Source organism: Pseudomonas sp. CCI4.2 (genome assembly GCF_034350045.1).
GTDB lineage: Bacteria > Pseudomonadota > Gammaproteobacteria > Pseudomonadales > Pseudomonadaceae > Aquipseudomonas.
In genome coordinates, this window is the sequence record NZ_CP133781.1 from 4,130,407 (window position 1) to 4,148,086 (window position 17,680).

At 55.7% G+C, this 17,680-nt stretch carries 18 protein-coding genes and 1 pseudogene; 10 read left to right on the forward strand and 9 right to left on the reverse strand.

The annotated features are described in order from the left end of the window. Positions 1-30: 30 nt before the first annotated feature. The 6 genes from RHM65_RS18765 to RHM65_RS25455 form a co-directional block, all read right to left on the reverse strand. Positions 31-846: a DUF2303 family protein gene (locus RHM65_RS18765; RefSeq protein ID WP_322170553.1), complete on the reverse strand. Its 816-nt coding sequence runs from the start codon at positions 844-846 to the stop codon at positions 31-33. 40 nt (positions 847-886) lie between these two features. After that, positions 887-1,234, reverse strand: coding sequence for a hypothetical protein (locus RHM65_RS18770; RefSeq protein WP_322170550.1), 348 nt, complete (start codon positions 1,232-1,234; stop codon positions 887-889). A gap of 43 nt (positions 1,235-1,277) precedes the next feature. Beyond that, positions 1,278-1,583, reverse strand: coding sequence for a hypothetical protein (locus RHM65_RS18775; RefSeq protein ID WP_322170547.1), 306 nt, complete (start codon positions 1,581-1,583; stop codon positions 1,278-1,280). A 57-nt stretch (positions 1,584-1,640) separates the two neighbouring features. After that, positions 1,641-2,132, reverse strand: coding sequence for a hypothetical protein (locus RHM65_RS18780; protein WP_322170544.1), 492 nt, complete (start codon positions 2,130-2,132; stop codon positions 1,641-1,643). Between the two features lie 50 nt (positions 2,133-2,182). Next, the gene (locus RHM65_RS18785) at positions 2,183-2,542 is read right to left on the reverse strand and encodes a hypothetical protein (protein WP_322170541.1); all 360 of its coding nucleotides are present in this window, start codon (positions 2,540-2,542) and stop codon (positions 2,183-2,185) included. A gap of 169 nt (positions 2,543-2,711) precedes the next feature. Next, positions 2,712-3,110, reverse strand: coding sequence for a hypothetical protein (locus RHM65_RS25455; RefSeq protein ID WP_322170538.1), 399 nt, complete (start codon positions 3,108-3,110; stop codon positions 2,712-2,714). On the opposite strand from RHM65_RS25455, the gene RHM65_RS18790 reads away from it, so the two are divergent. The 3 genes from RHM65_RS18790 to gloA all read left to right on the forward strand — a co-directional run bounded on the left by RHM65_RS18790 (position 3,010) and on the right by gloA (position 4,323). After that, the gene (locus RHM65_RS18790; protein WP_322171323.1) at positions 3,010-3,234 is read left to right on the forward strand and encodes a hypothetical protein; all 225 of its coding nucleotides are present in this window, start codon (positions 3,010-3,012) and stop codon (positions 3,232-3,234) included. The two genes, RHM65_RS25455 and RHM65_RS18790, sit on opposite strands and share 101 nt — an antisense overlap. 76 nt (positions 3,235-3,310) lie before the next feature. Next, positions 3,311-3,499, forward strand: coding sequence for a hypothetical protein (locus tag RHM65_RS18795; RefSeq protein ID WP_322170534.1), 189 nt, complete (start codon positions 3,311-3,313; stop codon positions 3,497-3,499). Between the two features lie 293 nt (positions 3,500-3,792). Beyond that, positions 3,793-4,323, forward strand: a complete 531-nt coding sequence (gene gloA / locus RHM65_RS18800) for a lactoylglutathione lyase (protein WP_322170531.1) — start codon at positions 3,793-3,795, stop codon at positions 4,321-4,323. 6 nt (positions 4,324-4,329) lie between these two features. Here gloA and RHM65_RS18805 read toward each other — a convergent pair whose 3' ends face one another. Continuing rightward, complete coding sequence (locus RHM65_RS18805; RefSeq protein ID WP_322170528.1) at positions 4,330-5,556, reverse strand: serine hydrolase domain-containing protein; 1,227 nt, start codon at positions 5,554-5,556, stop codon at positions 4,330-4,332. Positions 5,557-5,946: 390 nt separating this feature from the next. Between RHM65_RS18805 and RHM65_RS18810 the strand changes: the two genes are divergently transcribed. After that, the gene (locus tag RHM65_RS18810; protein WP_322170526.1) at positions 5,947-7,527 is read left to right on the forward strand and encodes a glycosyltransferase family 39 protein; all 1,581 of its coding nucleotides are present in this window, start codon (positions 5,947-5,949) and stop codon (positions 7,525-7,527) included. A gap of 71 nt (positions 7,528-7,598) precedes the next feature. Here RHM65_RS18810 and RHM65_RS18815 read toward each other — a convergent pair whose 3' ends face one another. Continuing rightward, the gene (locus RHM65_RS18815; RefSeq protein WP_322170523.1) at positions 7,599-8,678 is read right to left on the reverse strand and encodes an alkene reductase; all 1,080 of its coding nucleotides are present in this window, start codon (positions 8,676-8,678) and stop codon (positions 7,599-7,601) included. A 117-nt stretch (positions 8,679-8,795) separates the two neighbouring features. After that, on the reverse strand, positions 8,796-9,374 hold the full coding sequence (locus RHM65_RS18820) for an N-acetyltransferase (protein WP_322170520.1): 579 nt from the start codon (positions 9,372-9,374) through the stop codon (positions 8,796-8,798). A gap of 298 nt (positions 9,375-9,672) precedes the next feature. Between RHM65_RS18820 and RHM65_RS18825 the strand changes: the two genes are divergently transcribed. The 6 genes and pseudogenes from RHM65_RS18825 to RHM65_RS18845 all read left to right on the forward strand — a co-directional run bounded on the left by RHM65_RS18825 (position 9,673) and on the right by RHM65_RS18845 (position 17,653). Then, a complete protein-coding gene (locus tag RHM65_RS18825) occupies positions 9,673-10,068 on the forward strand; it encodes a DUF2946 domain-containing protein (protein WP_322170517.1) in 396 nt (131 codons plus the stop codon). A 125-nt stretch (positions 10,069-10,193) separates the two neighbouring features. Beyond that, positions 10,194-12,326: a TonB-dependent copper receptor gene (locus tag RHM65_RS18830; RefSeq protein ID WP_323565487.1), complete on the forward strand. Its 2,133-nt coding sequence runs from the start codon at positions 10,194-10,196 to the stop codon at positions 12,324-12,326. A 474-nt stretch (positions 12,327-12,800) separates the two neighbouring features. Then, the gene (locus tag RHM65_RS18835) at positions 12,801-13,727 is read left to right on the forward strand and encodes a Gfo/Idh/MocA family oxidoreductase (protein ID WP_322170514.1); all 927 of its coding nucleotides are present in this window, start codon (positions 12,801-12,803) and stop codon (positions 13,725-13,727) included. Between the two features lie 687 nt (positions 13,728-14,414). Beyond that, positions 14,415-14,744, forward strand: a pseudogene (locus RHM65_RS25460) (PAS domain-containing protein); the annotation flags it as partial. A gap of 177 nt (positions 14,745-14,921) precedes the next feature. Further along, a complete protein-coding gene (locus RHM65_RS18840; RefSeq protein WP_416195073.1) occupies positions 14,922-15,995 on the forward strand; it encodes a methyl-accepting chemotaxis protein in 1,074 nt (357 codons plus the stop codon). Between the two features lie 62 nt (positions 15,996-16,057). Then, positions 16,058-17,653: a sensor domain-containing diguanylate cyclase gene (locus RHM65_RS18845; protein ID WP_322183898.1), complete on the forward strand. Its 1,596-nt coding sequence runs from the start codon at positions 16,058-16,060 to the stop codon at positions 17,651-17,653. The last annotated feature ends 27 nt before the right edge of the window (positions 17,654-17,680 follow it).

Genomic DNA, 17,680 nt, shown 5'->3' on the forward strand with positions numbered 1-17,680 from the left:
GCCCATCTGTCATATGAGCAGCTCGTGTCGTTAATTAGGGTTGAACGTACCCAGCGCCAACTTAGCAGCCTCACCTACCTGCGCTTCAAGCACCGACTTGAACTCTTGGGCGATTTCTTCTCGCTGAACTTCTTCTCCAATCCAGCGCAGCTTTAATGCCGGTTGCGCACCGCTGGTGATAACCGAGATGCGCAGGATGATTTCGCGCAAGCTCAAACCCTCGAACGGCACAACCGAGAACAACAACGAAGTAGGCAGTATTTCTTTGCTGGTCGCCTCGATGGCGTCCATTGCGCTACGGCTGGCGCGAGTTTCGCTGACGGTGTGATCGCTTTCAGACGATGCCTTGATGGTGATGGTCCGAACAGCTGCGATCGCTTTAACCAGGCTGATCTCCTGCAGGTCTTCACCAACAGCTTTCAGCGAGCCATTGCAGTCCTCAATCCAGTCGCTGAGGTCCTTCTGGGTCATCGTTTTACCGCCGATGGCCAGCACCGCTTTGTATCCGGCGGTTGGCTTCAACTTCAACGTTGCACGGTCATCGGCATGGCCAGGGCTCAACATGTCACCGATATTGAACATCACTGCGCAGGACATTTCGTCCTGATCGATAAAGCCCTTTGCGTTCACTACGGCACGGTCAGTGACATATTTACTGAAGTCGGGTAGCGAGTTGGTGGAGTAGACGCCACGGAAGCGGCTACGGCTTGCCTGGAACTTCTCTAGGTTGACCACTTCGGCGCCCTGAGGCAGCACAACGGTTGGCGTGAACGTGGACAGCGACTTGCCTGTAGCGATCAGGGCATTGTCGGTGATGAGTTGAATTGCTTCAGGGGTGAGGGACATTCGTTAGATCTCGATAGGGAAGGGAGGTTGTAACGGGTGATCAGGTGCGGGGAAAAACTGGCGCTTGGTCCTTGGTAAAGATCTGGGCGTGCTTTTCAGGGAAGAGCGTAATTTTCCCGCCGCTGCCGACGTGCATTGGCGTGTCGAGGCTGGTGTTCTCGCTGCGGGTACCACGCTTGGTCGGTACCTTGTAGTCGAGCTTATGTTTGATCTTCACCTGGCTGGATTCGCCGATCTGCGAGAGGTCTAGGGTGATCACGAGCTTTCCGACCTTGCCGTGGTCAACAACACCAGAGGCAACTTCGGAAAGGGCGTGGCCGATCTGGCTGGCGAAGGCGCCGCCATTCAGCTCCTCGAGGAACTCGGCCGTATTGGTTGCGATGGGCATTGTGTTTCTCCGGTGCGCGAAGCGCGGGTTGCTATCGATCCGCCTAAGTGCGGCGGCGCTTTACTCGTTTTTTGACATTCTTTGGCGTCCCGCGACCGTGTGCTATCCACCCGGCGCCGGAGACCTCGTTACCGTTCTCGGCGATCAGGTCACCGAAGCGTTCGTTCATCAGAGGAATCATGTCGACCAGCGTGGCGTTGGGCACCGTTACTGCGTGAACATGCTTTTCCCCGTTGGGTAGGACGAAGTACGCAGACACTTCCCAGTGGCAGGCCGCCGAGATCATCTGCCCCTTTGTCACCGTCCGCCCGCCGTTCGGCCCCACGTGGTGGGTTACTGTCGTTGACATGAAAGAAGTCCATATGGGCGATACGGCGCCGATCACCGATTGCTCGGGCGCGGCGCATCACAGGGGATTGCTGACGTATTTCGGGTAATCGATGTCGTACTCGGTGATAAGCCGGATAAACAACTTGTCGTTGACCTCAAGTTGCCGAGCGGCCTGCGCCCGGGTCAGGCCGATTTCCTTGAAATCCTTGATGCGCTCGACCCGTGCCGCGTCTTGGCTTCGGTCTGTTCGCGCACCAGCCGGTCGAGGCTGGCACTCACGTTCAAATCGGAACGCGAAGCCATGCTTCTGGCCCATGGCAAACAGAATCCTTCGAGCAACACCTGTCTGTTCGACGATTGCCCTTTGGGTCATCGTTTTGGACATGCCCCGAATCTGCTCAACGAATGCCTGCTTTTCCGCAGCCGCTTGGCGCGCAGACTGATATTTAAGGTCTGCTGCCTCGCCACCTTGGGCGGGTGGCGCGATGGGCCGGAAAGAGTACGTCGGCGGGGGCGCCTGAAAGATGATGCCGCCGTGAGCGAGAAAGCATTCGATCTGAGCGGTCATCAGAATAACGCTTGGACGCCGCTCATTAATCAGGCTGGTGTGGTTGCTTATCATCGGTGCGCACTAATGGCGAGAGCCACCAACACAACGCAGAACGTCACGGTCCAGCCGAGCATGTTGCGAGCAAAGTTGCGCATTGATGAGCGCCGCGCTTCGGTGGCGTCCGCTTCATCTTCAAGCCGCTGCGCAAGCTGGCATCCGTCACGGTGACCGGCCTTAAAGCCGTGAACTTTGCCGGTGGTGCGCTCGCGCACTTCGAACATGTTATTACCGCGCCCCTCGACGACGAATCGAACGGGCCGCGCAGGCTCATCGATACCGACCTTTGCGTAAAACTCGGCGGTGGCCATCTTGCTGCGTTCGCGCAATCCATCAAGGATGACGCGGCGCTGGAAAAGTGATTGGTTCATGGCGAATCCTCAATGGTTTGCGTTTATTCGTCAGCGCTCCAACGCTCTGTTGAGCGCTGACGAATAAAAACAGGCATTAAAAAGCCCGGTCGAAACCGGGCTCTGTTGCGCTCACTACGCCTCCGTATGCGAGCACTCACCGACCCAGGCGAGCATGTGGCGGGCCTGGTCACTGTCGTTTACATGGCTGCAAATCCTCTGAAGGTGGACGGGGGGTGATGAAGGTAGGCGGTATAGTCCGCGAATTCGTCCGCACTCGGTCAGAAGCCGTGCGCGAGTGACAAAATCCAGACCAATGAAATCTATGTGGCTCTAAAAGCCCTAAAGGGACCATATGGCTTTCATTAGGCTGGCTCGGCATCTGCCGATGCGGATGGACGCAGTTAACGCTTTGCGAGTGTGACCATCGCAACCGCTTGGAGCTTCGTCTGCTCAACAGCAGCGGCGAGAGTGTCAAGCAACAACTCTTGTCGCTTGTTCTTATCCAGGCACTGACGAAGTGCCTGGATAAGATGGTGTTCATGCTGGTGTCGAGGAAGCTGGCAGCAGCATCAACCTCGTCGCGCATACCGTCTGGCAGCCGTACCACGAACTTGTCGGCGGCGGGAGCTGAATTCTTTTTTGGGCATTGTTGGGTCCTCGCCGGTATCGAGTTGGTTTTGTTCAGTTACGTATTGGCGTTGCTGATTTGAATGCCCGAATACACAATCCGCCGCAGCGTTCGTTCACACAAGCCTTAGCAGGCACATCCAGGATGGAGACAAGCCAATGTCAGTTGAAAAGATCAATCACACGTCAGCCCGATCCCCAATTGCCCGCGCCATGGATGTCACGATGATCGCGACCACTATCGGCTCTGCAGCCATCGCCAATATGATTTTCCCCAGTCTAGGAAGCGCTGTCATCGGTGCAATTCTTGGCGCTATCTTCGGTTATCGAGCGACCAAATCGGCCTGAGCTTTCAAGGAATAGGCCGCATGTGCCTTGGGATCACTCACCATGTCCTCCAATCATGAACAGATGGGGGTATTTCGCGATCAGAAACCTAGCATCCTGATGGGTACCCTGGCGATGATCTGGATTTCCGTTGTGACGGCATATCAAGCTGTTATGCAACCCGTTCGATCAGGGAAGCGACAAGCAAACCCCCAACCCGACGCATCTTGATCGTCATTCGTAGTAACCCCGTATTACCCACCCGCCACCACCCGAACTAGACTGTTCGTCTCCCAACAAGAGCGAATCCCTTCATGCCTTTCGTCAGCGAAAATCAGCCCGGTGTCTGCCTGACACCCGATCCCGTTACTCAGGATTATGTGTTCAACCACACCATGCTTCGGGTCAAAGATCCCCAACGATCCCTGGACTTTTACAGCCGTGTGCTGGGCATGCGTTTGCTGCGCAAGGTGGACTTTCCAGAAGCCAAATTCTCCCTGATGTTCTTGGCCATGACGAAGGGCGACGCCGTGCCGGACGAGTCTGGAGAGCGCCAGGTGTATACCTTTGGCCGTGAATCGGTGCTGGAATTGACTCATAACTGGGGCACGGAGACTGACGATTCGCAGTACCACAACGGCAATCAGGAACCGCGCGGTTTCGGTCATATCTGCTTTTCGGTGCCGGACATCGAAGCCGCTTGTGTGCGCTTCGATGCCTTGCAGGTGCCGTTCGTAAAACGTTTGGACAAAGGTATGAAACACGTGGCTTTTATCAGCGACCCGGATAACTACTGGATCGAGATCGTCCAGGCGGATTTGCTCGCCAATCTCGGCAAAAGCTGACTGCGATCAGGCGTCTGATTCCGTCAGTGCCGAATACACCAACGTGCGCAGTTTCTGTCTGATTGGGTACGCGCTCGACGGCATCAGCTGAGTCATGAACACCACCGCAATGTCTTCCACCGGGTCGATCCAGAAACCGGTAGAAGCCATGCCGCCCCAAAAGAACTCGCCCAGTGAACCCATGTTCAGCGTGCGGGCTTGATTAATCGTGACGGCAAACCCCAATCCAAAACCCAGTCCATCGACCAGAGATTCACTGAACGGCGAGTCGGACATTTCTCCCAGCTCCTTGCCGCCCGGCAGGTGGTTCATGGTCATCAGTTTCAACGTTTTCGGGCTAACAATTCGCACGCCGTCCAGTTCGCCACCGTTGAGCAACATACGGCTGAAGCGCATGTAGTCGTCGGCGGTTGAGACTAGACCGCCGCCGCCGGATTTTGTGGCAGGGTCGCTCAAGAAGGCACTGGTGGCGGGATCGTCTTGCAATACGACATTGCCGTGTTGATCCAGGGCGTAGCAGGCAGTCAGCCGGTGTTCTTGGCCTGTGCGCACCGAAAAATCGGTATCCACCATGTTCAGCGGCTGAAAAACTCGCTCACGGAGAAACGTCTCGAACGGCATCCCCGAAATCACCTGCACCAAATAACCCAGTACGTCGGTGGAAACCGAATAATTCCAGGCTTCGCCGGGGTCAAATTCAAGCGGCACGCTGGCCAGCGCTGTGACAAACGCTTCAAGACCTCCCTCGCTGTTAACGCCGTCCAGCTTGAGGTGGCGATAGGCAGCGTCGACGTTGCTGCGTTGTTGAAATCCATAAGTCAGGCCAGAGGTGTGGCGCAACAAATCAATGACCTGCATCGCTTGGGTAGGCTTGCGCGTCTGGAAGGCGCCGGTTACGCCCGCTTGAAACACACCGAGGTTTGCCCAGGAGGGGATATAGCGCGCCACCGGATCATCCAATGAAACCTTACCTTCCTCGACCAGCATCATGAAGGCGATGGAAGTAATGGGTTTAGTCATCGAATAAATACGAAACAGGCTGTCGGCCTTCAGTGGCAGACCGCGCTCTTTGTCCGCAGAGCCTAACACCGAGCTGTACGCCAGTTGGCCGTGGCGCCAGATTTGTGTCGACGCGCAGGGCAACTTTCCGGTGTCTATGTATTCTTTCTGAATGAACGCGTCGATACGTGCCAAACGCTCGGAAGAAAGTCCTACAGATTCGGGAATGATCAAGGGGCGGTTCTCCAGTAAAGAAAGGGCGCGATGCCCCTCACCTTATCTGAACCACCTCGGTAAACGCAGCCATCTTGGGCGCGCGTACGAAATTGTGCCGTGCATCTGGAAATCGGGTGGTATCAGGCGCAATACCGCCTTGATTCATTGGGTTGGCTCGGAACTTGTTTCAAAATTAAGCCTCAATAGCGCATTACGTGTGACCTGAACGGGCCAAACCTATTCACAGTTGGACGTTTGAATAAATGCGCGGGTACCATCGCGTCCAGATAAGCAAAGACGTTGTCTGGAAGGGTTTGCCTTCGTATTTTCTGTGCGCAGCGCCGTGCCTTGAACCCTTGATGTGGCGAGTCTGGCAGTACCATTTTGATGGCTTGGGGCGGAGGGCGAATGAAGCTACAACGGGATTATGAGTTGGGGGAACCCTTCTATCGCCAGCAGGTGGAAGGAACCCGACGCTCGTCGCGATCGACTCATGGCCTTTGGATACATGCGTTATGGCTCGTCCCGATTTTGGCATTGGCCGCCATCGCGCGCTTTTACGGTTTGACCCAAACCGCGATTTGGTGCGACGAAGGCTCCAGCCTGCTCATGAGCCAGTACTCGCCCGCGCTGACCTGGTTTCACAGCGCGCACGACGTACACCCCCCGCTTTATTACCTGCTGCTGCATGCCTGGATGAATGTCTTCGGTAACGGGATCTTTTCGATTCGGGCCATGAGTGCTTTACCCGGTATCGCGACCGTGGGCCTCGCGGTCTGGTTGATGCGCTTAATCACGACCCCCCGCGCGGCGGTGCTGGGCGGGGTGTTACTGGCCTTAATGCCCATCGTCGTGCGCTACAGCCAGGAAGTACGCATGTACTCTCTGATGGGCTTCTGGCTGATGGGTGCAACCGTGGCGCTGGTGTATTGGGTCAAAAACCCTAGCCGCAAGCGTTATCTGGCGATCTATGCGCTGTTGATGACCGCAAGTTTCTATACCCATTACTTCACCTGCCTTTGCGTGCTGGCTCACTGGTTCTACTTGTTGATGCTGCGCTGCAAGTCTGAGGACAAACTCAAGCTGATCACACGACCAGCCTGGTGGGTGACCAACGTCGCAATTATCGTGCTGTATGCGCCTTGGATTCCTAGCTTGGTTGGGCAGTTGACCCACCTTGATCAATTGCGGGTCGGCGGTGATGTAGGCTGGATTCCACCCATCACCCTGGATTCTTTACCGTCGGCGATCTGGCAATTTCTGACCTTGAAAGACGGTGGCGACGTTTGGTTTCCGCTGTATCTGTTAATGCCGCTGGCCATCGCGACTATCGCAGTCATGGTTGTCGTCCGAGACCGAAGCGACTACCGGTTTAATGGACTGCTGGTGGCGTACACTTTCCTGCCGCTGCTGGTGATTTTTGCGGTGTCGTTCGTGACACCGTTGCTGGTCGAGCGGTACTTAATGTTTGCCGCCATTGGCTTACCGTTGGTGTTGGCGGTCGCCATCGATCAGCTTGAACGACGTTTTCGTTTTCTGGCGATTGGCCTGCTGGTCGGAGTGCTGGGCATTGAAATGGTCGGTTTAAAGAATAACTACAGCGTGGACAACGAACAGTTCGACGTCCTGGTCAACTACGTCAATCAAAACTACGTCGCGGGCGACCGCATCGTGGTGAGCGATTTGTTCTGGTATTTCGGCTACGTCTATTACAACAAGACTGGCGCACAGCCCTTGCTCTATACACCCACTTTGCCTGACGGCACTTCGGGCCGTCCGAACGCTTACGGCTTCGGCACCTTGGTGGACGAAGACGCGGATAAAATCTACGTTGATCGCTTGCAGGTAATGCCCAAAGGCACCGGTCGAGTGTGGTTGGTCAGTGGGAGCTACCAGCCCGATGATTTCCGCTCGATCCCAAGCGAATGGAATAAAGAGACAGAATTGAAAGTAGGCGATACCGAGGTTCGTTTGTACACAATTCACTGAGTGTTATCGATTACGAGGTCACAAGGCGGGCTGCGCAAAACACAGCCCGCTTTTTTATTGCTGCAACAGACTCAATCTTCCGCGGTGGGGTAGTCGACGTAGCCCTCAGGCCCTTGGCTGTACCAGGTCTGCATGACGTCATCGTTGAGCGGCAAGCCGTTGGCGAAACGATGCGGTAAGTCTGGGTTGGCAAGGAACGGCCGCCCAAAAGCGATGCCGTCAGCTTCGCCTGCGACCAGTGCAGCCTGAGCACGCTCAAAGCTGTAATCGGAATTCAAAAACAGCGCGCCGCGGAAGGCCTTGCGAATCACCGGATGAATCGGCGGTCGGTCGGCTTTGCCGAAGGTGCCATTGAACGGCGGTTCGCGCAGTTCCAGGTAAGCGATGCCAATCTTGTCCAGCGCTGCCGCTGCGGCGCCAAACAGAGCTTCCGGATTGCTGTCATTGACGCCCTGGGAGTCACCGTTGGGCGACAACCGTACGCCGGTGCGCTCGGCGCCGATGGTGTCGGCAACCCGCTGAGTAACCTCGACCAACAATCGAATGCGGTTTTCGATCGAACCGCCGTATTCATCTTGTCGGAAGTTGGTGTTGTCACGCAGGAATTGATCAATCAGGTACCCGTTGGCTGCGTGGATCTGCACCCCATCAAAACCGGCTGCCATGGCGTTTTTAGCGGCCTTGGCGTAGTCGTCGAGCAAACGTTTGATGTCCTCGACGCTCAACGGCCGCGCCAATGCATACGGTTGCTTGCCGTCATAGGTATGGGCACTGCCCGGCGCGGTAGTGGCCGACGATGAAACCGGCTGCGCACCGCCAAGGAAGCTTGGGTGGACAATACGGCCCATGTGCCACATCTGCAGATCGATACGCCCGCCCGCTTGATGAACAGCGTCGGTCACAGCTTTCCAGGCGTGAACCTGCTCATCGCTCCAGATTCCAGGCGCATACGGCCAGCCTAAACCTTCCTGACTGATGCCGGTCGCTTCAGTGATGATCAAACCGGCACTGGCTCGCTGGGAGTAGTACTCGATCATCAATTCAGTGGGTACATGCTCACGGGTCGCACGACCGCGGGTCAATGGCGCCATCAATATGCGGTTAGGCGCAGAGACGGTGCCGATTTTCAACGGATCAAAAAGGGATGGCATTCAGATTTCCTTTTAAAAAGCATTTTAGAAGGCGGTCATCAACAGACTCTGTAGGAGCGAACTTGTTCGGGAAGGGCCAGGCATAGCGTTTCAGACAAATCGCACCGCCTTTAGCGATCATCCACCGCGCCGCGGGCGCGATACGATGGATTCAATGTTCTTGCGACCGATCAACTTGGCTTGTGCGGGAACGGATTTTTCTATCGGATCCGCCAGCCATTTGAACATGACCAGGCAATCCACCAACCCCAACCGCGCATGCTGATAAGCGCGGGGCAAGCGCCCGACGGTCTCGAATCCTAGCCGGTGCCACAACGCGACGGCCACTTCGTTGCTGGACACCACTGAATTGAACTGCATCGCCAAAAAGCCGCTGTCGCGGGCCAGTTGCTGGGAGTGTTCGCACATCAGCCGGGCAACGCCACGCCCGCGGGCCGCCTCACTGACCATGTAGCCGCAGTTGCAGATGTGACTGCCGGGGCCTGCGGCGTTGGCTTTTAGGTAATAACTGCCGAGCACGACACCGTCTTCTTCGGCGATCAACGTATGCAGCGGCGTCTGCAACCACAGTTGAAGCGCCTGTTCCTGGGTAATTTCAGGGTCGTAGGCGTAGGTTTCACGCGCAGTGACAATGGCCTGAAAGGTCGGCCAAAAACCCTCGAAATCGGCGGCGGTCATGGGGCGGATCTGGATCATGGTGTGCTCTGGGCGTTTGGCTGTCGGTCAGTCTGGCAGTCTTCCTGCAAAAATTAAACGCCGTGGTGATTGCCCAGAGATGCGCCGTTATGTCGCACGACGCTTCATCGCCTTTAAATCAGCCGCGTGTAGGAAGTTTCACTGCATCATTGACCGCCTACTCAACACAGGCTGGTGTCGCATCCGACGGGACGGTGTTAGATTCCGCGCCCATGAAAATCGCCCGAATCCCCGTGATCACAGAGCACCGCTTGCGGATGCCTCTGCACGCGCTATTCGACGGGGCGTCTTTCACGTGATGCGCAGCAGCAAGGGATCGATCGGCGCATGGCTCAGTTTGTTCGCCATGCTGATGATCTTCCTTGGGCCATTGGTCTCTCAGGGCATGAGCTTGTCTCATGGCATGAACGACGCCATGACCATGGGCGAGATGCCGTGCCACGACAGCATGCCTGGCATGGCGCAGGCTTCCGAGCCGGCTAAAATCAGCCCGCCTCACAGCCTGGTGGTCTGGGAGAAGTGCGGGTATTGCTCGCTGCTGTTCCAGCATCCGGCGTTACCGCCATCTACCTTCACTGTCGTCCGCTCGGGCTACCCTCCCGCGTTATTTCGGGTGTCTTGCGTCGCGCCGCAAGCGGCAATGCCTCCGGTGTTTCCCGGGGCCAGGACTCGGGCGCCACCTGCACTCTGCTGATCGTCATTCACCCTGTTTCCCAAGGCAAAAGCTGAGCAGGGCGCACACGCGCCGGCCCCCGTGCGGGCGCTCATCTTTGTGAACCTGTTATCCCGGATAACGCTGACTTTTCAACGGACGATTTCATGCGCTCGATCTTTAACGCGTCCCTGTTTCACCTGCGCCCGCAGCATCTTTACTGGCGTCAGGCGTTTGCATTCTTTTTGGGCTTGACCCTGCCCGTGTGTGTAATGGCCGCTGAGCCTGAAGACCTTGATTCGACACCCGTACCGCCGCCATTGGTATTGGAACCGACAGTGATTACGGCTGTTCAACAAAGCTCACCGCTGACCATCATCACTAACCCAAAAGACCCACGCCAGCCGGTCCCGGCCAGCGATGGCACGGACTACCTCAAGACCATTCCCGGCTTTTCGGCGATTCGTAATGGCGGAACCAACGGCGATCCCGTGCTGCGCGGCATGTTCGGCTCACGCTTAAACATTCGCACCAACGGTGGGCTGATGCTCGGCGCGTGTCCGTTTCGAATGGATGCGCCCAGTTCTTACATAGCCCCGGAAACGTTCGACAAACTCACCGTAATCAAAGGGCCCGAAACAGTGCTGTGGGGGCCGGGAGCTTCAGCCGGTACGGTGTTGTTTGAGCGCGGCCCGGAACACTTTGCCCAATTGGGCAGCCGCTTGAGTGGTAGCGTGCTGGCCGGCTCCAACGGGCGCTTCGACAAAGTACTCGACGGCGCGGTCGGCGGACCGCAAGGCTATCTGCGCGCCGTCGGCAACCAGTCACAGGCGGATGACTATAAAGACGGTGGCGGCCACACAGTGCCTTCGCGCTGGGACAAATGGAACGGCGATGTGTCGCTGGGTTGGACGCCCGACGCCGATACGTTGTTGGAGTTGACGGCGGGTAAGGGCAACGGGGAAGCTCGCTATGCCGGGCGCAGCATGGACGGAACGCAGTTTAAACGTGAAAGCCTCGGGCTGAAGTTCGAGAAGAGCAACCTCGGCGGGGTGCTGGATAAGTTCGAAACGCAGGTCTACTACAACTACGCCGATCACATCATGGACAACTTCCGCCTGCGGACACCGGACCCCAGCAGCATGATGCCAATGCCCATGGCTTCAGAAGTCGACCGTCGCACGCTGGGCGGGCGCATGGCGGCCACCTGGAAGTGGACCGAGGTGGAACTGATAACCGGGGTCGATGCATTGCGCAGCGAACACCGTGTGCGTGATTCCGAATACGCCATGATGACCGATACCTTTACCGACACCGACGAAATGGCCTGGAGCAAAGACGCGGTCGAGCACAATTACGGTGCTTTTGCGGAACTGACCTGGTATGCCGCTGAACGCTCACGGGTAATTACCGGCGCTCGACTGGACCGCGCCTTAGCCAAGGATTACCGGCAAACCCTGCGCAGCATGTCAATGAGTTCGTCCAACCCCACCGCCGGCGATACCCGCGCCGATACTTTGCCCAGCGGTTTCGCACGTTACGAATACGACTTGGCCGACTCACCCACCACCGTGTATGTCGGTATTGGCCATGTGCAGCGTTTTCCTGACTACTGGGAGCTGTTTTCAGCGGGTAGCGGTCCGGCGGGCACGAGCAATGCGCTCAGTGGCGTGAAGCCTGAAAAAACCACACAAATCGACTTCGGCGTTCAGTACAACCGTGACGATTTGCAGGCTTGGGCGTCCGGTTATGTAGGCCAAGTGCAGGATTACATCCTGTTCGACTACAGCACCAGCATGATGGGCATGAGCAGCTCCAAAGCCGAAAACGTTAATGCTCGAACCCTGGGCGGTGAACTGGGGGCGGCGTACCGTTTGACGCCCAACCTGAAGGCCGACGCAACCATGGCTTACGCTTGGGGCAAAAACACCTCCGACGGCCAGGCCTTACCCCAAATGCCGCCGTTGGAAACCCGCCTTGGCCTGACGTATCAAAAAGGTGCGTGGGGCGCCGGGGCGCTATGGCGGATAGTTGCCGAGCAAAATCGGGTGGCAGTCAATCAAGGCAATGTGGTGGGTCAAGACTTCGGCAAGAGCGCCGGGTTCGGCGTGTTCTCACTGAACACCAGCTACCGAATCAGCAAACAGCTGAAAGTCAGCACCGGCGTCGATAACCTGCTGGGCAAAGACTATGCGGAGCACCTGAACCTTGCGGGCGATGCAGGCTTTGGCTATCCGGGCGACAAGGCGATCAATGAGCCGGGCCGTACCCTGTGGACCAAGGTCGATTTCAGCTTCTAAAATTTCGGCTGGAAAAGGTGACTTGTTGGTGAGGAGGTGTGCAAGCCGGGCCGCATCCGGTCTCCCGCCAACACGTTGACCCTCATCAAACACGATGTAACTCATTGAAATATCAACATTAAACTGTAGGAGCTGCCGAAGGCTGCGATTCGACCGGGAACCGGTCGCTTTCTTAAGACCACTGAAGGTTGTGCCGACCTTATCGCAGCCTGCGGCAGCTCCTACACGTCCAGTTTGCTGCGCGACAGCGTGGCGGGCCCCTCCTACAGACAAAATACGATCTGACAGTCAACCGCATTGTCCGCTTCCCGAATAACAGCCTGCTCAATTTTTTCCGGGCGGACCACCCGCACTGGGGCGCCGGCGTTGCCTCGTCCTGGAGTCAACGCCGCCACGAGCATGATCCAGTTGTTTAGCAAGCGTTTTACGTCTAGGTTGCTGCATCGACCATAAGTACAAAAACAGGAGTCACAGATGCAACCGATTCGTCTCGGTTTAGTGGGCTACGGCAAGATTGCGCAGGATCAGCACGTACCGGCGATTCTGGCCAACCCCGCGTTCCAACTGCTCGCGGTCGCCAGCCTTGGGCAACCGTGCCCAGGGGTAAAAAATTTCAGTTCCTTGGACGAAATGCTCGAGCAGTCGCCAGAGCTGGACGCCATCGCTTTTTGTACGCCGCCTCAGGGTCGTTACGCGTTGGTGCGTGCCGCCTTGGCCGCGGGCAAACACGTCTTGGTGGAGAAACCGCCTTGCGCCACATTGGGTGAAGCCCTGGCGCTGGTGGAGCAAGCCCGCGATCAAGGAGTGAGTGGTTTGTTTGCCTGGCATTCACGATTTGCCCCGGGCGTTGAAGCGGCACGCACATGGCTGTCGGGCCGTACCCTCAAGTCCGTGCAGATCGATTGGAAAGAAGACGTGCGCAAATGGCATCCAGGTCAGGCATGGATCTGGCAACCGGGCGGCTTGGGGGTATTTGATCCTGGCATTAACGCGTTATCCATCGTGACCCATTTATTGCCATTGCCTCTGTTCGTTGAGTCAGCCGAACTGCGGGTCCCGAGCAATTGCCAATCACCAATTGCTGCGTCGCTGCGTCTGTCCGACCCAAACCATTTGGACATTCGAGCCGAGTTCGATTTCGACCATGGGCATGATGAACTCTGGAGTATCGAGGTTCGTTGTGCTGATGGAATACTGAGACTGGACAGTGGCGGGGCGTCTCTGAGCATCGATGGTGTTGCCCAGTCAGTAGCCGATGAAGGGGAATACACGGCGGTGTACCGACACTTCGAGCAGTTGATTAGAGGGAAATCCAGTGACCTGGACCTTCAGCCATTGCGTCTGGTAGCGGACAGCTTTTTCGTGGGCAGCCGCGAAAGGGTCGAACCCTTTTACGATTGATCTATGACCGCATATAGTTCGGGAAATGTAGGAACAGCCGAACGCTGCGATAAGGTGGGAGCGACCTTCAGCGGTTTCATGAGGGCGATGAATTGCCGTTGGAACCGCATCCTCCTGCCCATCCTACGGGCTTTATCGTCGGACCTGTGACAAAGGCGTTTCTCTAACAACACGCGCATATATTGATCCAAGACAAGCATGCTAATTATGGGGATGCGACGATTTATACCTTGTATGTGGTTGTACGATATTGTACGGTCCCGTTCAGGCATAAAAGTAATGGCCAAATGCCTTTTTTGATCCGCTTTTTTAAACACGCACATCAAAGCCGCTTAACTGACTATCTTGTTCGCCTGCTAACAGGAAATGCCACACTGACTTTTTTCCTGTGATTGAACAGTAGTTTGTTAGCTAAGTATTTATTCAGCCGTATACGCATATTTATGCGACAACGTTCTGGCGGCATTAATAAGTCAGTAATAAAAGCCTATTATTATGCATACTTTTTTTGCGTAATAATTAACGTATGGGCTGTGCATTATTAACGGAGAGTTGCTGCATGGGCTATCCGAATGAGGGTGTTGATTGTTTGACAATTGAACAATGCATTCCTAATTATCAGCGGTAACTTTGCTAAATAGCCACTGCGCGGCGGTCGTTACGCGGCAAGAATAATAGGGATTGCGCATGAGAAAAAATTCAGCTGTAACCGGCCGCGCCATTCAACTTCCAAGCGATGCAAACATTCTTTCTACGACCGATACCGCTAGCCTGATCACCTATGTGAACCCTGACTTTATAAAATTCAGCGGCTACAGCGAAGCGGAACTGCTAGGTCAGCCCCATAACATCGTCAGGCACCCGGACATGCCCGCGTTGGCGTTTGAGCATATGTGGGCAACGTTGCACACGGGTCACTCTTGGATGGGATTGGTCAAGAATCGTTGTAAGAACGGCGATCACTATTGGGTCAGTGCGTATGTCACACCTATTCGAAAGAATGGCAAAACAGTCGAATTCCAGTCCGTACGCACTGCACCTTCCGCCGCTCAGGTTGAGGCAGCGGAAAAACTATATACGCAGCTGCGCAGCGGGTCGGGCTCGGCCAGTCGATGGTTGCGATTGGGATTAAGCACAAAAATTTCTGTGCTGGTGTGCAGCTTGATCACGCTAAGCATCTTCAGCCTCGGCAGCGTGCTGTCGATTCCATCGTATGTTTCGCTTCTGGAAACCGCACTAAGTTGCGCATTAAGCTGTGTCGCCATAGCCGTCGTACTTAGGCCCCTGCGAGGCTTGGCGCGTCAGGTACGCGGTTCAGCAGACAATCCACTGAGCCAGATCCTTTACACGGGCCGGGCGGACGTGGTCGGTCAGATCCAATTTGCGTTGCTGACCGCCCATGCAGAAACCGGTGCTGTTATCGGTCGCATTGCCGATGCGTCTGACCGACTGGGGGGGTGTGCGAAAAACTTGCTGGACGAAATTCATGCGAGCAATCGGCTGACCGTCGAGCAGCAGGTCGAAACCGATCAGATCGCCACTTCAATCACTCAAATGGCGGCCAGCATCCAGGAAGTGGCGCGCAATGCGCAGACTGCTGCCAGCGCGGCGGAAAAGGCTGGCAATGAGACGCGCTTTGGACAGCAATTGGTCAGCGACACCAGCAAGATGATCACTGCGCTGGAAATTGAAATTCATCAGGCCACGAACGTCATCTATGCGTTGGAAAACCACAGCAACGATATTTCCCAAGTGTTGGAAGTGATTGGCGATATCGCGGCACAAATAAACATGTTGGCACTCAATGCCGCAATAGAAGCGGCCCGCGCGGGAGATCAAGGTCGCGGTTTCGCTGTGGTCGCAGACGAAGTACGCAGTTTGGCTGCGCGGACTCAGCAGTCGACCGCCGATATTCAGCAGATGATCAACGCGTTGCAGGACGGTACCCGTTCTGCAGTGAGCGTCATGGAGAAAAGCCGCGATCACGCGCAATTGAGCGTCAGTCAGGCTCGTCAAGCGAGAGAATCGCTAGGCGGCATTGGTCGTGGCGTTCATGAAATCACGGAAATGAACATGCAAATCGCAGCAGCGGTTGAAGAGCAAGGGGAGGTGAGCGAAGGGATTAATCGCAGCGTTGCTAATATTCGGGATGCTACCGAATTGAGCGTTAGCACGAGCCAAAACAATCATAACAACGCAAGTGAAGCTTTACGTCTAACGTCCGCGCTGCATGAATTGACCAAGCAGTTCTGGGCAAAGCTGCATTAATAAGTTGACCACTTCGACATAAATGCGTCACACGATCAAGGATGACCTACCGGATAGCCTGCATGCCCCCCCAACCTATATTTAGCATCAATTTACGCCGTCTAATAATAACGTTGGCACTCTTGAGTGCCGCACTGACCCTGGTCAACAGCCTTTACGCCAGCTACCGCGTTCAACGCCAATTGTTGATCGATAACACCTTGGAAGCCAATCGGGTCTACGCCACCAAGCTGGCTAACAGCACCGATGTGTTTCTCATCGCGGCCAGGCAGCAGCTGGCCTACAGTGCCGCGCTGTTAGCTGACCAACTGGAAAACAAACAAATGCTGCAATCGGAAGTGCGGCGATTGCAGTTTCAGACCAACAGTTTTAATTCAGTCGCGATCGTGGATGGGCAAGGCTGGATATTGGCAGTCTCGCCTGATTTATTTGCCGGAAAGCAAAAAATGGCAAAGACACCCGGCGCCATTGAAGCTTTGGCTAAACAGCAGCCCCTCATCAGTCAGCCGTACATCTCGCTGGCAGGTAATTTGGTGGTATTTATTTCTCACCCTATTGTCGATCAAGCGGGCCATTACTTCGGGTATGTCGGTGGGACGCTGTACCTTAAGAAAAAAAGCATCCTCAATGATCTTCTCGGCGAACAGTACTACCACGACGGTTCCTATCTGTACGTGGTTGATCAAAACCGCCGTCTGTTGTATCACCCGGATCCTGCACGGGTGGGCCAAATCGTGCATGGCAACCCCGTGGTCGAAGCGGTCATTCGTGGGGAGAATGGCAAGAAGCGACTGATTAATAGTAAGGGCGTCAGCATGTTGGCCGGCTATGCCAATGTGCCGTCGGCGCATTGGGGGATCGTGGCGCAAAAGGAGACCGACGCAACATTGGGAGCCCTCAACAACCTGATGTTGGACATGCTGCGGAACACGGCGCCGTTGGGGATTTTCGGTTTAATCATTGTGTGGTGGCTGGCACGTTTGATTTCACGTCCTCTGCTGCAGTTGGCTGAAAGTGCGCAAGAAATGCAATCACCTGGTGCGGCGGGACGTATTGAGCGCGTGAAGCCTTGGTACTACGAGGCGGCGCAACTCAAGCGCGTCATGTTGGTGGGCGTTCGCTTGCTTCACGCAAAAATTGGCTTGCTCACCAGTGAAGCGCAAACCGACGCGCTTACCGGTTTGTACAACCGCCGTGTCCTGGACAGCTCTCTGGAAAGGCTGAAAGCCGAGCAGATACCCTTTGCTGCGGTGGCCGTGGACATTGATCACTTCAAGCGGGTGAACGATAACTTTGGTCATGGCATCGGCGATCAAGTGCTCAAGCGGCTGGGCGAGTTGATGCGTATCAACACGCGAGACGATGATGTGCTATGCCGCATTGGTGGTGAAGAGTTTTTAATTCTGTTACCCAATAGCTCGCCCGAGGTCGCCCTTAGGGTGTCTGAGCGTTTGCGACAACAAGTCGAACTCACGCTGTTTAAGACCGCTGGGCACATCACGATTTCGTTGGGCGTTGCACATTGGCCGCACACCTCATCCGATATCAATGAAGTTCTGAAGCAGGCGGACACAATGCTTTATACGGCTAAACAGTCTGGCCGAAACAAGGTGGTTGCAGCCCCCGCAGATCCCCGCGAAAAGAATTTGGTTTCTTAGTGTTTGGTGATGATGTCGGTTGTATTC

What these genes read in the sequence shown, in the direction of transcription:
- RHM65_RS18765 (WP_322170553.1), bottom strand. Translation starts at nt 846, where the DNA reads ATGTCCCTCACCCCTGAAGCAATTCAACTCATCACCGACAATGCCCTG.
- RHM65_RS18770 (WP_322170550.1), bottom strand. Translation starts at nt 1,234, where the DNA reads ATGCCCATCGCAACCAATACGGCCGAGTTCCTCGAGGAGCTGAATGGC.
- RHM65_RS18775 (WP_322170547.1), bottom strand. Translation starts at nt 1,583, where the DNA reads ATGTCAACGACAGTAACCCACCACGTGGGGCCGAACGGCGGGCGGACG.
- RHM65_RS18780 (WP_322170544.1), bottom strand. Translation starts at nt 2,132, where the DNA reads ATGACCGCTCAGATCGAATGCTTTCTCGCTCACGGCGGCATCATCTTT.
- RHM65_RS18785 (WP_322170541.1), bottom strand. Translation starts at nt 2,542, where the DNA reads ATGAACCAATCACTTTTCCAGCGCCGCGTCATCCTTGATGGATTGCGC.
- RHM65_RS25455 (WP_322170538.1), bottom strand. Translation starts at nt 3,110, where the DNA reads ATGCGCGACGAGGTTGATGCTGCTGCCAGCTTCCTCGACACCAGCATG.
- RHM65_RS18795 (WP_322170534.1), top strand. Translation starts at nt 3,311, where the DNA reads ATGTCAGTTGAAAAGATCAATCACACGTCAGCCCGATCCCCAATTGCC.
- gloA (WP_322170531.1), top strand. Translation starts at nt 3,793, where the DNA reads ATGCCTTTCGTCAGCGAAAATCAGCCCGGTGTCTGCCTGACACCCGAT.
- RHM65_RS18810 (WP_322170526.1), top strand. Translation starts at nt 5,947, where the DNA reads ATGAAGCTACAACGGGATTATGAGTTGGGGGAACCCTTCTATCGCCAG.
- RHM65_RS18815 (WP_322170523.1), bottom strand. Translation starts at nt 8,678, where the DNA reads ATGCCATCCCTTTTTGATCCGTTGAAAATCGGCACCGTCTCTGCGCCT.
- RHM65_RS18820 (WP_322170520.1), bottom strand. Translation starts at nt 9,374, where the DNA reads ATGATCCAGATCCGCCCCATGACCGCCGCCGATTTCGAGGGTTTTTGG.
- RHM65_RS18825 (WP_322170517.1), top strand. Translation starts at nt 9,673, where the DNA reads ATGCGCAGCAGCAAGGGATCGATCGGCGCATGGCTCAGTTTGTTCGCC.
- RHM65_RS18830 (WP_323565487.1), top strand. Translation starts at nt 10,194, where the DNA reads ATGCGCTCGATCTTTAACGCGTCCCTGTTTCACCTGCGCCCGCAGCAT.
- RHM65_RS18835 (WP_322170514.1), top strand. Translation starts at nt 12,801, where the DNA reads ATGCAACCGATTCGTCTCGGTTTAGTGGGCTACGGCAAGATTGCGCAG.
- RHM65_RS18845 (WP_322183898.1), top strand. Translation starts at nt 16,058, where the DNA reads ATGCCCCCCCAACCTATATTTAGCATCAATTTACGCCGTCTAATAATA.